The 14,041-nt window shown below is 63.0% G+C and carries 12 protein-coding genes; 8 read left to right on the top strand and 4 right to left on the bottom strand.

Annotated elements, in window-relative coordinates:
* The first annotated feature begins 189 nt into the window (after positions 1–189).
* Together C9F12_RS05200 and C9F12_RS05205 are read left to right on the top strand one after the other, a co-directional pair.
* Positions 190–1,689 carry a CoA-acylating methylmalonate-semialdehyde dehydrogenase gene (locus tag C9F12_RS05200; protein ID WP_108448216.1) on the top strand — a complete coding sequence of 500 codons (1,500 nt, stop codon included), beginning with the start codon at positions 190–192 and terminating at the stop codon, positions 1,687–1,689.
* Between the two features lie 239 nt (positions 1,690–1,928).
* A complete protein-coding gene (locus C9F12_RS05205) occupies positions 1,929–2,516 on the top strand; it encodes a peroxidase-related enzyme (protein ID WP_205254638.1) in 588 nt (195 codons plus the stop codon).
* A gap of 2 nt (positions 2,517–2,518) precedes the next feature.
* On the opposite strand, the gene C9F12_RS22465 is transcribed toward C9F12_RS05205, so the two are convergent.
* The 4 genes from C9F12_RS22465 to C9F12_RS23025 all read right to left on the bottom strand — a co-directional run bounded on the left by C9F12_RS22465 (position 2,519) and on the right by C9F12_RS23025 (position 5,826).
* Positions 2,519–3,190: a hypothetical protein gene (locus tag C9F12_RS22465; protein WP_045992819.1), complete on the bottom strand. Its 672-nt coding sequence runs from the start codon at positions 3,188–3,190 to the stop codon at positions 2,519–2,521.
* A 179-nt stretch (positions 3,191–3,369) separates the two neighbouring features.
* Positions 3,370–4,521, bottom strand: a complete 1,152-nt coding sequence (locus tag C9F12_RS05215; RefSeq protein WP_052704349.1) for a diguanylate cyclase — start codon at positions 4,519–4,521, stop codon at positions 3,370–3,372.
* Positions 4,522–4,761: 240 nt separating this feature from the next.
* Entirely contained in the window at positions 4,762–5,427 is a 666-nt protein-coding gene (locus C9F12_RS05220) for a hypothetical protein (protein WP_045992818.1), read from the bottom strand.
* Between the two features lie 114 nt (positions 5,428–5,541).
* Positions 5,542–5,826, bottom strand: coding sequence for an XRE family transcriptional regulator (locus C9F12_RS23025; protein ID WP_071211119.1), 285 nt, complete (start codon positions 5,824–5,826; stop codon positions 5,542–5,544).
* A gap of 323 nt (positions 5,827–6,149) precedes the next feature.
* Between C9F12_RS23025 and C9F12_RS05235 the strand changes: the two genes are divergently transcribed.
* The 6 genes from C9F12_RS05235 (at position 6,150) to C9F12_RS05260 (ending at position 14,028) form a co-directional block, all read left to right on the top strand.
* The gene (locus tag C9F12_RS05235) at positions 6,150–7,571 is read left to right on the top strand and encodes an APC family permease (RefSeq protein WP_108448220.1); all 1,422 of its coding nucleotides are present in this window, start codon (positions 6,150–6,152) and stop codon (positions 7,569–7,571) included.
* A 165-nt stretch (positions 7,572–7,736) separates the two neighbouring features.
* A complete protein-coding gene (glaH, locus tag C9F12_RS05240; RefSeq protein WP_108448221.1) occupies positions 7,737–8,732 on the top strand; it encodes a glutarate dioxygenase GlaH in 996 nt (331 codons plus the stop codon).
* A 142-nt stretch (positions 8,733–8,874) separates the two neighbouring features.
* The gene (gene lhgO, locus C9F12_RS05245; protein ID WP_108448222.1) at positions 8,875–10,077 is read left to right on the top strand and encodes an L-2-hydroxyglutarate oxidase; all 1,203 of its coding nucleotides are present in this window, start codon (positions 8,875–8,877) and stop codon (positions 10,075–10,077) included.
* Positions 10,078–10,322: 245 nt separating this feature from the next.
* Positions 10,323–11,285, top strand: coding sequence for a TAXI family TRAP transporter solute-binding subunit (locus tag C9F12_RS05250; protein WP_108132391.1), 963 nt, complete (start codon positions 10,323–10,325; stop codon positions 11,283–11,285).
* A 17-nt stretch (positions 11,286–11,302) separates the two neighbouring features.
* A complete protein-coding gene (locus tag C9F12_RS05255; RefSeq protein WP_240184177.1) occupies positions 11,303–11,884 on the top strand; it encodes a DUF1850 domain-containing protein in 582 nt (193 codons plus the stop codon).
* 140 nt (positions 11,885–12,024) lie between these two features.
* Entirely contained in the window at positions 12,025–14,028 is a 2,004-nt protein-coding gene (locus tag C9F12_RS05260) for a TRAP transporter permease (RefSeq protein ID WP_108448224.1), read from the top strand.
* Positions 14,029–14,041: the final 13 nt, after the last annotated feature.

The following is a 14,041-nucleotide window of genomic DNA, read 5'->3' on the forward strand; positions in this document are numbered from 1 at the left end:
GTGCACAAGCAATGTGCCTGGCTGGCCGTTGTTTGGCCATCCTACCTGTGTCTAGACTGGTCAGCATGGATAGCCGTGCCGTGGTGCACACCGCCACGGCGATCAAGGCGGCTGCTGGCATGGCAGTACGCCCAGTCCATCTCATACGACGCCACGCTCATGCACAACGACAACAGCCGGAGCACGCCCATGTCAGTCCGCGAAATTCCCATGATCATCGATGGTCAGGCCGTCCTCTCGCAGTCCAGCGAATGGCGCGATGTGATCAATCCGGCGACCCAGCAAGTGGTCGCGCGGGTGCCATTCTGTACCCTGGAGGAGGTCGACCGGGCCGTTGCCAGCGCCCATCAGGCCTTTGCCACCTGGCGCAAGGTGCCGCTGGCCAAGCGCATGCGCATCATGCTCAAGCTGCAGGCGCTGATTCGCGAGCATACCCCGGAGCTTGCCGCCCTGATCACCGAGGAGCACGGCAAGACCCTGCCCGACGCTGAAGGTGAAGTCGGTCGTGGTCTCGAGGTGGTCGAACACGCCTGCTCGATCACCTCGCTGCAACTGGGGGAGCTGGCCGAGAACGCCGCCAACGAGGTGGACGTCTACACCCTCAACCAGCCGCTGGGGGTAGGTGCCGGCATCACCGCCTTCAACTTCCCCATCATGTTGCCCTGCTTCATGTTCCCGCTGGCCATTGCCACCGGCAACACCTTCGTGCTGAAGCCCTCCGAACAGGACCCGAGCTCCACCCTGCGCCTGGTGGAACTGGCGCTCGAGGCCGGTGTCCCCGCCGGTGTCCTCAACGTGGTGCATGGCGGCCCTGATGTCGCCAATCACCTGTGCGAGCACCCGGATATCAAGGCCATGTCGTTTATCGGGTCCACCCATGTCGGCACCCAGCTTTATCGCCGTGCCAGCGAGTCCGGCAAGCGCGCTCAAGCCATGATGGGTGCCAAGAACCACTGTGTGGTGATGCCTGACGCCAACCGCTCTCAGGCCATCAACAACCTGCTGGGGTCGGCCTTCGGCGCCGCCGGCCAGCGCTGCATGGCCAACTCGGTGGTGGTGCTGGTCGGCCAGGCCCGGGAGTGGCTCGAGGATATCGTCGAGGGGGCTCGCAACATGAAGGTGGGGCCGGGCACCGACCGCGAGGCGGATCTCGGGCCTCTGGTGTCACCGGCGGCCAAGGATCGTGTCGAAGGCTTGATCGCCAAGGGCGAACAGGAAGGCGCTCGGCTGCTGGTCGACGGACGTGGCTGCCAGGTCGAGGGCTACCCCGACGGCAACTTCGTCGGCCCAACCCTGTTCGCCGGCGTGACGGCGGACATGAGCATCTATCGTGAAGAGGTGTTCGGTCCGGTGCTGTGCGTGGTCGAGGTGGACACGCTGGACGAGGCCATCGCCTTCGTCAACGCCAACCCCAACGGCAATGGTACTTCCATCTTCACCAATTCCGGCTGGGTGGCGCGTCGCTTCGAGAGCGATATCGATGTCGGTCAGGTGGGCATCAATGTGCCGATCCCGGTGCCGGTGGCCTACTTCAGTTTTACCGGCTCGCGCGCCTCCAAGTTGGGTGACCTTGGCCCCAATGGCAAGCAGGCCATCAGCTTCTGGACCCAGACCAAGACGGTGACCGCGCGCTGGTTCGAGCCGGAAAACGTCTCGAGCGGCATCAACAGCACCATCTCGCTCGGCTGATCCAGGGCCGAGCAGGCATGCTGACGCAGCGGCCACGTCCTGTCTGACTCGAGCTCTCGGGCCTGGCCCGGCTGCAGGCTGCGATGCCCCCATCAAGGGGGCATCGTCGTTTTCGGCAGCGGCGACCCGGCATTCGATCAAAGTACCAGAGCACTAAATTGACCTTTACGTTAACGTCAATGTATTGCCTGGCCCTTCTTCCATGCCCACGTCAGCCCGGAGCCCCCATGAGCCCCTCGATCAGCCCATCTCTCAGCCGCTTTCCCGTCCCCGAATCACTGAACGATCTGCCCGATGATATCCGTGACAGCATCCTGGCGGTTCAGGAGAAGGCGGGCTTCGTGCCTAATGTCTTCTTGATGCTGGCCCATCGGCCGGCGGAGTTTCGTGCCTTCTTCGCCTATCACGATGCGCTGATGGAGCGTGAGTCTGATAGCCTGACCAAGGCCGAGAAGGAGATGATCGTGGTCGCCACCAGCGCCCGCAACCACTGCCTCTACTGCGTGGTGGCTCATGGAGCGCTGGTCAGGATCTACAGCAAGGATCCTCTGCTCGCCGACCAGGTGGCGGTCAACCATCGCAGTTCTGGCTTGAGCGAGCGACATCGCGTCATGCTGGACTTCGCGCTGCACTGCGCAATCGATCTGGGCGAGCTGACCGATGAGTGGGAGCAACGTCTGCAGGCGGTGGGGTTCAGCCGCGACGATATCTGGGATATCGGTGCGATCTGCGCCTTCTTTGGGCTGTCCAACCGCCTGGTGACCTTGACCGGTACGCCACCCAACCCGGAATTCTACTTGATGGGCAGGGTGCCCAGAGACGTCTGAACTCAGCCCATCAGCTTCGACAGTGGTTGCTCTGCCAGATCGGCAAGCCAGTGGGTGAGGGCGGAGCGCTGGGCCGCATGAAGGACCAGGCCCACGGTGTCATCGCTGTCGGCGGGGGAGTCATCGTGGGGCAGGCTGACGGCGAAGTCGCCTTCTTCGAGGTGGAACTCGTGAATCTCGCGCAGGCCTACCGGGGTCTCGCAGCGAATCGAGCGGTAGCTGTCGTCTTCGCCATAGATGAGGCGATGGCAGACCTTGTAGCGTGTGTAGAGCGAGAGTCCGCCGGGGAAGGCCGGCCACTTCGCCGGGTGAAGGCGAATATCGCTATCCAGCCCCATGGCATTGGCCTCGGCGCTGGACAACGCCTCTTCCAGGGCCGGGGCGAGCAGTGGGTGTGACTGGGTGTGTGGTGCGGCGTTGATGAGGTCATGAGGGCGGTGGATGTCGGCGTCCCGGAAGTTCAGGGTGTGCTGTTCGCAGTCGCCGTTTTCCCAGCCATCGAGCAGTCGTAACGTCAGTCGGCCCTGGCGCATCGGCGCGAAGACCAGCAGATTGAGGGCCAGCAGTAGATGCAGGCGTCGCTCGCTGGTCTGGTTGTCGAAGGCGGTATAGGGCGAACTGAATAGCCGATGCAGGCGACCGGGCGCGTGTTCCTTGGCTTCATGGTAGGACATGGGGCATTTTCCTCGAGACCGTACGACAACCAGCACATGCCACCATCAGGACCTGGTTGAAGCAGGGGCGTCTGCCGAGCTTCCCGCATGCCCTGATCGAGGCTTTTTATTTTAGACCCAACTTTATTAGCAGAAATTTAAATTTTTATCGAGACAATGCCGAGCCAGGCGAGTGGAAGTCAGTGATCGTCACTCTGGGCGGCCGTTGAGCTGGTTGTCTTCTCTGCTGCCTGGGCGGGGGCTGGCAACGTCTTGGCTGAGGTCTTCGAGGCGGCCTCTGCGGCACTGCGCTTTCTGGCTTCCTTGTTGCGATACATCATGGCGTCGGCGGCGCGCAGCAGTTCTTCCTCGCGCAGGTAGTCTCGATCCCCGGTCTCGGCGACGCCCAGGCTGATCGAGAAGTTCGGGTACTTGCTCTGGAAGGCCAGTTCAATCTTGCTGCCGATGGTCTTGGCGCTCTTGGCGTCACAGTCTGGCAGGATACAGCAGAATTCATCCCCCCCGAGGCGGCAGCAGATGTCGCTGCTGCGGACCGTTTCACGCATGATCTGGCCGAAGGTGACAAGGATTTCATCACCCTTGTGGTGGCCGTGGGTATCGTTGATCTGCTTGAAGTCATCGATATCGCAGTAGATCAGGCTGACCAGCGAGTGACGTCGCTCGGCCATGCGGATCTCCCTGTTCAGGGCCTCGCTCATGCCTCGCTTGTTGAACAGCCCGGTAAGGGCGTCCTTTTCTGCGTAGGCGGCCAGCTCCTTGGTCTTCTCTTCCAGGTTGCGAGCGTAGAGCTCCATTCGGCGCTTGGCGCTGTGGACCTCGTTGAGCAGGGTATCGATATAGGTATCGAAGACCAGGGTGATATCGAAGTACATCAATTTGTCGAGGTTGTTCTTCGCCGACTTGGTCGCCTGCACGTCCTCGAGGTTCTCGTCGATGACGCGAAACAGGATTTCCTTGAGCGTGCGCATGGCGGCCAGAAACAGCTTGGGTTCGACGCCGATACGCTTGTGCACCAGACCGATGCGCAGCCGACTGTTGACGTATTCCGCGTCGTAGTAGCCGGTGAAGATGTCGAGGACGTACTGGCGCTGGGCCGAGCGCAGTCGCTGCAGGGTCTCGGAGTCGCCGATCAGCAGGCTGATCTCGTCGATCTCGGTCTGCCGCTCGTAGAACTCTTCGACGATGATCTCGATATGCTCGTTGATGAGGGGTTTGAGCGCTGCCAGATCGGCCAGGTCGGCTTCGTCGAGGCTCAGGAATTCCTTGCGACGCTGGATCTCGACCTCGCTGATGTGCATCTGTTCCAGCAGGGACTTGTCGATTGGCCTCATGGCAACTCTCACTGGATGGGTGCGACCACTGCGGAACGACATCGAGCCGTGCGGCCGCACCATGTCTTGAAGGCTACCTTCAAGATATATCGTGGATTGGAGACTCCTGCATCGCATTTTCGCGGTTTTACACGCAATTGACACACACCTATTCCACGCGGTGCGCGATCAAGTACACCATCCTAGGTATGCTGTGGATCTAGTGCTGGAGAGGGGGAAAGTTGGCGCCTGGCCCTAAGTCTATTGAATGACCGAACGCAACAGCTCACCAACGTTGCCACTCTGGGACGGCAATGCCAGCAGGGCAGGATCGGGCGACGTCGCCGTCAGGCTGGCCACCTGAAACTTGTCGCCAAAACGCAGAAGTCCGAGCCCCTGTTGCTCGAGCCTTGCCGCCACCGGGTCCGGTTGCCCCGACAGAATGCTCTGATAGCGGTCGACGACCCGTAAAAGCTCGATGACCTCCGGTCGCTGGCTGAGTACCAGTTCATCCTCTCGGCGATCGCCCTCCTGGGTAATCCAGTCAAGACGATAGACCTCGCCCTCGATGCCGGCGACGCTTTCCCGCGTGCCGACAGGCTCCAGCGACAGCACCTGCTGGGCCTGGTAACTGCCGAGGTCGGACAGGTCCTGGCCACCGAGTTGCCCGGCGATGGATTGAACATCGCGGATGCCCAGCACCACCGTCTGACCACCGAAGTTGGTGACCACGTGGCCCTTGCCGTCTCTCAACAGCAGATAGCCCTTGGCCGCGTGGCGGGGAAAGTCCAGGCGCAGTTGATCACCGATCCAGCGTGCGGTGACGGCGCTCTCGGGGTCGCCACTGCCATCGACCAGGGTGGCCTGGCCATCGGCCAGGGCGCTTGCAGACACACATAGCAGACAAGCCGCTAGCAGACGGCGCATCGATGATTCCTCATGGCATGAAGATCAAGGGGAAGGGCGGGGCAATGGCTCGCGCGAACAAGACGCGGCGCCCTGGCAGAATTGCCTTCCGGGGCGCCGTCCAGCACGGGCCAATCAGGAGAGTGACAGATGGCCATCGTCGATGATGCGGCGAATGGCCTGCAGCTCGTCGCAGGTGAAGTGTTCCAGTCGTCCCGACAGCAGATCACTGATCTTCTGCATGGGGAGACCCGCGCGGCGTGCGATCTCGCGGCTTCCGAGATCAGATACGGCGATAAGCCGCGTAACAATGCGCATCAGTCGTGTGCGCTGTTCCAGGTCCCTGACATCGAGGTCAGGGCATCGTCGAGGAGGCGGTTCGGAAGCGTCTGCTCGAGACAAGGAATCTGCGGTGCTCATGGTACTCCAATGGGCGTTTTCGACCCCTACAGCATGCAACCTTTTTTGCCCTCTTGCCAGTCCAATTTGGTGTCCGTTCTGGACGTGGCGCAGCGACGAAAACTCCTCATTCCGCAGACGCCGCGGGAGACTGCGGCTGACGGCGATGGCGCCATCTGCAGGCCCTACAAACTTAGACCAAAGAGGTATAAACGAAGGCTGCGGACGGCAAACATCCTCATGATAAGTTGCACGCGCGATTGATAAATTCAACGGTGCGTCCTGTCCCCGGTCAACAATCACTGTTCTGCGGGAACGCACCACTGCGGCGAGAGGTTTATCTCATGGACAATAACAGCAATGGCGGAGCCCAGCTGAGCCGAGTGCTGGCCCGCAAGGACGTCCTGGCGCTGGCCTTCGGTGCCATGGTCGGCTGGGGCTGGATCGTATTGACGGGTGGCTTCATCACCTCGGCAGGAAGCCTTGGCGCCATACTGGCATTCGTGCTGGGCGGCATGGTGATCGTGCTGGTGGGGCTGACCTACTCTGAGCTCGCTTCGGCGATGCCCCAGGTCGGCGGTGAGCACGTCTACAGCTACCGTGCCCTGGGCCATTTTGCCTCCTTCCTGTGTACCTGGGCGATCGTGCTGGGCTATCTCAGCGTGGTGGCCTTCGAGGCGGTAGCGCTGCCCACCGTGGTCGAGCATCTGTTCCCCGGCTACGCCGTCGGTCACCTGTGGACCCTGGCGGGCTGGGACGTCAAGGCCACCTGGGTTGCCGTCGGTGTGGCCGGCTCGGTGGTCATGATGGCCATCAACTATGTTGGCGTGCGCACCGCGGCGCTGGTGCAGAAGGTGGTGACGCTGCTGATTCTGGCCGTCGGTGTGATGTTCATCACCGGCGCACTGTTCGAGGGTAGCAGTGCTTCGTTGACACCGTTGTTCAACACCGAAGAGGGTGTGCTGGGCGGGATCACCATGGTGCTGATCATGGTTCCCTTCCTGTTTGTCGGCTTCGACGTCATCCCGCAGGCGGCGGAAGAGATCGACCTGCCGTTTCGCGAGATCGGTCGGGTTTTGATGCTGTCGGTGGTCCTGGCGGTGTTCTGGTACGCCTTCATCGTGCTGGGAACGGCATTGATGCTGCCCAAGGCGGAGCTCGAGAACAGCTCCCTGGCGGTACCTGACGCCATGGGGGCGGTGTTCAATACCCCCTGGGCGGCCAACCTGATGGTACTGGCGGGTATCGCCGGCATCCTGACCAGCTGGAACGCCTTCTACGTCGGTGGCTCTCGCGCCATCTATGCACTGGCCCACTGCGCCATGCTGCCGGCCTTTCTGGCCAAGCTGCATCCTCGTCACAGGACGCCGGTCAACGCCATCCTGTTGATGGGAGCCTTGTCGAGCCTGGCGCCTCTGCTGGGCCGCCAGGCCATGGTGTGGCTGGTGGTGGCCGGTGGTCTCGGCATCGTCATCGCCTACCTGTTCGTATCCATTTCGTTTCTGGTGCTTCGGCGCAAGGAGCCGGAACTCGAAAGGCCGTTCAAGGTCAGCCATCCTCGCCTGGTCGGTTGGCTGGCGGTGGTGCTGTCGCTGGGACTGATCGGGCTCTACCTGCCCGGCAGCCCCTCGGCGCTGTCACCCATCGAGTGGGGACTGTTCGCCGGCTGGATGGGCGCCGGGCTTTGCCTGTACCTGTGGTCCCGCCGCCGCTATGGCACGGCCTACAGCCAGCGACAGATGCGTCGTGAGCTGGAAGGCACCTGACGCCTTGACCGCAACGCCGGTCGGCGGCTTTGCCGGCCGGCGGACGCTTCAAGAACTCTGGACCTTGTCCCGAAAATCAGCACCCGGCGGCAGCCGGGTTTTTGTTGACCAAAAATTAAAATGTAGATATTTTTACAAAACGTCAAAACAATACGGAGCCCTGCCATGTCCATCCTTGCCTCTGCCCAGCTTCAGGATCGTGATGATCAGACCACCGCCCCTGGCGCACGCGATCCACGCGGGTTCACCCTGGTCCCGTCGACCTCTTCCGAGCGTCTGCAGGAGCTGCGTGTCGAGCGGTCGGTCGTCGCTGCCTTCCTCGACGCCTGTGCCGAATGGCCGATTCAGGCGCTGGAGTACAAGTCGATGCTGCGTTTTCGTGTCGCGGGAATACTCGATGAGCTGTGCGAGGGGACGCTCAAGCCGCGGCTGGCCAATATCCTGCTGGACCGTCGCCAGGGAGCGCTGCAGGTCGTGCCGGAAGGGCTGGACCGGGTCGAGCAGGCCGAGGACATGGTCAAGTTTGCCACCGCCGTTGCCCACCTGATCGGACGATCCAACTTCGATGCCATGAGTGGTCAGTACTATGCCCGCTTCGTGGTCGAGAATGTCGACACCTCCGACAGCTATCTGCGGGCGCCGCATCGGGTGATGGAGCTTCACAACGACGGCACCTTCGTCGAGCAGGTCACCGACTATGTGCTGATGATGAAGATTGACGAGCAGCACATGGAAGGCGGCAACTCGCGGCTGCTCCATCTGGACGACTGGCACGAGCTGGAGCGGTTCTGCCGTCACCCGCTGGCGTTCAGTGAGATGCGCTGGTCGGCTCCGCCCAGCAAGAATGTGGTGCGCGACGTCTTTCACCCGGTATTCGACGTCGACCGTGATGGCCGCCCGGTGATGGCCTACATCGATCAGTTTGTCCAGCCACGTGATCTGGAGGAGGGCAACTGGCTCTGCGAGCTGTCGGACTCGCTGGAGTCGAGCGACGGCGTCATCTCCCTGCCCAACCCGGTCGGAAGCTTCCTGCTGATCAACAACCACTTCTGGCTGCACGGTCGCGACAAGTTCAAGGCTCACCCGCAGCTCAGACGCGAGCTGATGCGCCAGCGCGGTGTCTTCACCTGTGGCAGCACCCTGCGAGCGCGCCAGGGCTGAGGTGTCCTCCGGGGAAGAGGGGTGCAGCGGGGCACGGCCCGACGCGGTACTCTAGGGTGATGGGCCCCGCGATACCCGGCCGCCCACGATGTATCCGGTCCCGTCCCGGCGGCGGGGCAAGACCAAGGACAACGAGACCCCCATGTACGACTTCATCATCATCGGCGGTGGCATTCTGGGCATGTCCACCGCCATGCAGCTCAAGGACGCCTATCCTGAAAAGCGCATGCTGTTGCTGGAAAAGGAGGACGGTCCGGCTCGCCATCAGACCGGTCACAACAGTGGCGTGATACACGCCGGGGTCTACTACACACCGGGCAGCCTCAAGGCGCGCTTCTGTCTGGAAGGCAACCGTGCCACCAAGGCGTTCTGCGAGACCCACGGCATCGCCTACGACAGCTGCGGCAAGCTGCTGGTCGCCACCAACGAGGTGGAGTTGGGGCGGATGAAGGCCCTGTGGGAACGCACCGAAGCCAATGGGCTCGAGCGTGAATGGCTCGACGCCGGTGCCCTTGCAGAGCGTGAGCCCAACATCACCGGCGTCGGCGGCATCTTCGTGCCGTCCAGCGGTATTGTCGACTATGCCGAGGTCACTCGCGCCATGGCCGCCGAGTTCGAGCGACGCGGTGGCGAGATCCGCTACTCACGGGAGGTCACCGGGCTCGACGAACGTCGCCAGGAAGTGGTGGTGACCACCACCACCGAGACCTTCAGCAGTCGCTACCTGGTAAGTTGCTCGGGGCTGATGGCCGACCGGGTGGTGCGCATGCTGGGGCAGACCCCGAGCTTCACCATCTGTCCCTTCCGCGGGGAGTACTTTCAGTTGCCCGAGCACCGCAACGCCATCGTCAATCATCTGATCTACCCCATTCCGGACCCCAGCATGCCGTTTCTCGGCGTCCACCTTACCCGCATGATCGATGGCAGCGTGACGGTGGGGCCCAACGCCGTGCTGGCACTGGCCCGCGAGGGCTATCGCAAGCGTGATGTCTCGGCAGCGGATCTGGTCGGCATGGTCAGCCATCCGGGTATTCTCAAGGTGCTGTGGCGTCATCTGGGCCCTGGCATGCGCGAGATGAAGAACTCGCTGTCACGGCGTGGTTATCTGGAAGAGGTGCGCAAGTACTGCCCGAGTCTCACCCTGGATGACCTGAAGCCCTACCCGGCCGGGGTGCGTGCCCAGGCGGTGACACGAGACGGCAAGCTGGTCGACGACTTCCTGTTCGTCAACACGCCGCGCACCATCAACGTAGGCAATGCGCCATCGCCGGCGGCGACCTCGGCGTTGCCGATCGGTGCCCATATCGTCGCCAAGGTACGCGAGCTGGTCGACAGTCAACGCTGAGGCGTGAAAAGCCGGCGCGACGCCAGCTCCCTGAGACGCGCGCCCTTCGGGGGTTCGACGGGCAGGATGGCGGGCCAGTGTCTCTAAGACCTTGTGAGAATTGCAGACAAAGATAAAAAACGTCGAAATGTCTGCAGTGGCAAGCGAGGCCGGCTCTTGCTAGCTTGCCTAGGCGATTGCTGTATCGACACTTCAATTCCGCACAATAAATTCTAAGCGGTTCCCACGAGGAACGGAGGAAGACCATGCGAGCACTGACCCTTGCCCTGACGGCATCCCTGCTGGTTGCCAGCCACAGCGCCGTGGCCCAGAGCCAGCTGTCGATCGCCACCGGTGGAACCGGCGGCACCTACTACCCCTACGGTGGAGGCCTGGCCGAGCTGATCAAGAAGCACGTCGACGGCTACGACGCCGTGGCCGAAGTGACCGGCGCCTCGGTGGAGAACATGGGACTGGTCTGGCGTGGTGACTCCGATCTGGCGCTGGCGCTGGCCGACACCGTCCACCAGGGCGCTACCGGTACCGGTGACTTCGAGGGGCGCAAGCTCGAGAACATTCGTGCCATCGCCTCCATCTATCCCAATGCGGTGCAGATCGTGACCATGGCCGACTCCGACATCGACTCGCTGGAGGACCTGGAAGGCAAGGTCGTGTCCGTGGGTGCGCCCGGCAGCGGCACCGAGCTCAACGCCCGCGCCATCCTCGAAGCCAACGGCATCAGCTACGACGACTTCGACCCGCGTCGCTTGAACTTCAACGAGACCGCCGACGCCCTGCGTGATGGCGATATCGATGCCGGTTTCTGGAGCGTGGGACCGCCCACCAGCTCGATTCTGAATCTGGCCACCACCAGCGATGTTCGGCTGATCGGCCTCAGCGACGAGGAAGTCGCCAAGGCGCGCGAGGACGAACCGGTGTTTGCCCCGTATGAGCTCAAGGCCGGTCTCTACGAAGGCATGGAAGAAGCGGTGCAGACCCTTGGCGTACCCAACGTGCTGATCGCCAGCAGCGAGATGGACGAGGAACTGGCCTACCAGATCACCAAGACCCTGTTCGAGCAGACCGACGAGCTGATCGCCATCCATCCGGCGGCCAATGACACCACCGTCGAGTTCTCGGTGAACTCCACACCCATCGCTTTCCACCCTGGCGCACTGCGCTACTACGAGGAAGTCGGTGCCGAGGTGCAGGACAAGCAGCGTCCTTGATGGCGGGGCGTCGACACATGGCAGGGCGGGCCTCCGGGCTCGCCCTGCCTGCGCTTGGGCTGGTCACGCTGATGACCGTGGCGGGCGCTGGCCAGGCAAGTGATGCCGACAGCGATGCTCTATTTACCTTGAGCGTGCGCGACGCCGAGGGCGCCGCGCTGGTGGAACTGCCGATGCCCGATGGCGCCGGCTGGTGCCTGGCCTGGAATCACTCGGTAGAAGGCTTCGAGGTGCTTGACTGCTATCGCAACCTCGGCGGTGCCATGGTGCTTGAACGTAGCCACCTGCCGGACTTCGCCGCGGGCCTCGACCATGTGCCCGGGCGCGGACGCCAGGTCAGCGACGGTCAGGGCGGCTACTGGATCGAGGACATCGACGAGCCCGTCCCCGGCAATCGCTATCGGCTGAGGGTCGGCGCCAAGCGCGTCGATCATCGCCTGGTCAGCCGTGGTGAGCCGACCCTGGAGACGTTGATCAAGGCTCGGGCCGACTGTGCGGACGGGGACTCCCTGGCCGTGCCGGCGGCCTCCACGCCCATCAGCCTGAGCGATCTGGCGGCGGGGCGTTTGGTCAGCGTTGGACTCGAGCGGCGCGACTAGCCTGTCGTTGGCCCAGGCTATCGAATAACGCCACCAACCGCGTGGGCACTTCGGCCCCTCGAGGGGCCTGCGACCTGCGACAGCATTCCGAATTATGCCGACCGGCCAAGCGCCGGCAAGGCCTGACGAGAATCACGACAATGAGCGAAACGGCAGCTTCACCGGTGGTGCCTGGCAGCCAGGCCAACCACCCCAAGACCATCCTATGGCTGATCACCCTGGTGGCGGTCGGCCTGTCGCTGTTCCAGCTCTACTCGGCGGGGATTCAGCCGCTGGGGCTGTTCTATCAGCGCAGCATCCACCTTGCGCTGGTGATGATGCTGGCGTTCCTGATGTTTCCGGTGTTCGGTCCCAAGCGTGACAGGGGCGTGCTGGGTGGGGCGATCGACCTTGTGTTCTTTACCGGAGCGATGATCACCGGCGGCTACATGGCGCTGTTTCTGGACGAGATCATCAATCGCGCCGGTTTCTGGAGCCAGACCGACATCACCGTCGGCATCATCGCCACCATCACGGTGCTGGAGGCCAGCCGTCGCGCGGTGGGTCTGGGCATGACCATCATCGGCCTGATCGCCATCCTCTACGCCTTTGCCGGGCCTCGTGGCGAGTTACCCTGGCTCGGCCAGTTCCTGCCCGGCATCCTCGAGCATCGCGGCTACAATCTCGATCGCCTGGTGGGCCAGCTTTACCTGGGGCAGGAAGGCATCTTCGGCCTGCCCATGGGGGTGGCCGCGACCTATATCTTCATCTTTGTGTTGTTCGGTGCCTTTCTCGAGATCACCGGGGCGGGCAAGTTCTTTATCGATCTTGCCTACGCTGCCACCGGCCGCCAGCGTGGCGGGCCCGCCAAGGCCGCGGTCATCGCCTCCGCCGGCATGGGCTCGATCTCCGGCAGCGCCATCGCCAACGTGGTCACCACCGGCGCCTTTACCATCCCGCTGATGAAGCGCCTGGGCTACAAGCCCCACCAGGCTGGTGGCATCGAGGCGGCGGCGTCGACCGGTGGCCAGATCATGCCACCGCTGATGGGGGCCGGTGCCTTCCTGATCGCCGAGTACACCCGGCTGCCGTATCTCGAGGTGGTCAAGGTCAGCATCCTGCCGGCCTTCATGTACTTCGCCACCGTCTATCTGTTCGTGCATATCATCGCCCTCAAGGAGGGCATGCAGGGCATGGCCAAGGACGAGCTGCCGCAGATGAGCGACGTGCTCAAGCACGGCTGGCACTTCCTGCTGCCGCTGGCGGTGCTGGTGTGGCTGTTGATGATGAACATGTCGCCGATGCGAGTGGGCTACTACGCCATCGTCTGCATGCTGCTGGTGGCGGTGCTGCGTTTTGCGGTGTGGTTCTTGTTCGTGGCGCCAGGCGAGGGGCAGCCGGTGACCGCCGAGCGTCTGGGGCTGGCCTGTCGCAACGGTCTGCTCAAGCTGATTGAAGGCCTCGAACTCGGTGCGCGCAACGCCGTGGCGGTGACCATGGCCTGTGCGGTGGCAGGGATCATCGTCGGGGTAGTGGGGCTGACCGGTCTCGGCCTCAAGTTCTCGGCCATGATGCTGGCTTTCTCGGGCGGTAACCTGCTGCTGGCGCTGATCATGGTGCTGCTGGCGAGTCTCGTGCTGGGCATGGGGCTGCCGGTGACGGCCAGCTATATCGTGCTGATCGTGCTGGTGGGACCGGCGCTGGCCAATGAGTTCGGGGTGCCGTTGCTGATCGCCCACCTGGTGGTGTTCTGGTATTCCCAGGACTCCAACGTGACGCCGCCGATCGCGCTGGCCGGCTTCGCCGGGGCCGCCATCGCCGGGGCCAAGCCCATGGAGACCAGCTTCCAGTCGTGGAAGTTTGCCAAGGGCCTCTACCTGGTGCCGCTGTTCATGGTCTACAACCCCGAGATCATCGTCGGCGGGCCGGTCTGGCTGCTGATCTGGAAGGGCTTCACCGGGCTTCTGGCGCTGGGCGCCTTCGCCGCCACCCTGGAAGGCTATCTGTTCACCCGCATGGCGATCTGGCAGCGCGTGCTGCTGCTGCCGGCGATCGTCGGGGTGTTCCTGCCGTCGCTGGTGTTCGACGTCGCCGGTGCCGCCGTCATGCTGGCGATCATCAGCCTCAACTTCTGGCAGGCTCGCCGCTCGCCGGCAACAGCTTAGCGGCGCCAGGGCA

It is taken from the genome of Halomonas sp. BN3-1, assembly GCF_003056325.1.
In the GTDB taxonomy this organism is placed as follows: Bacteria; Pseudomonadota; Gammaproteobacteria; order Pseudomonadales; family Halomonadaceae; genus Halomonas; species Halomonas litopenaei.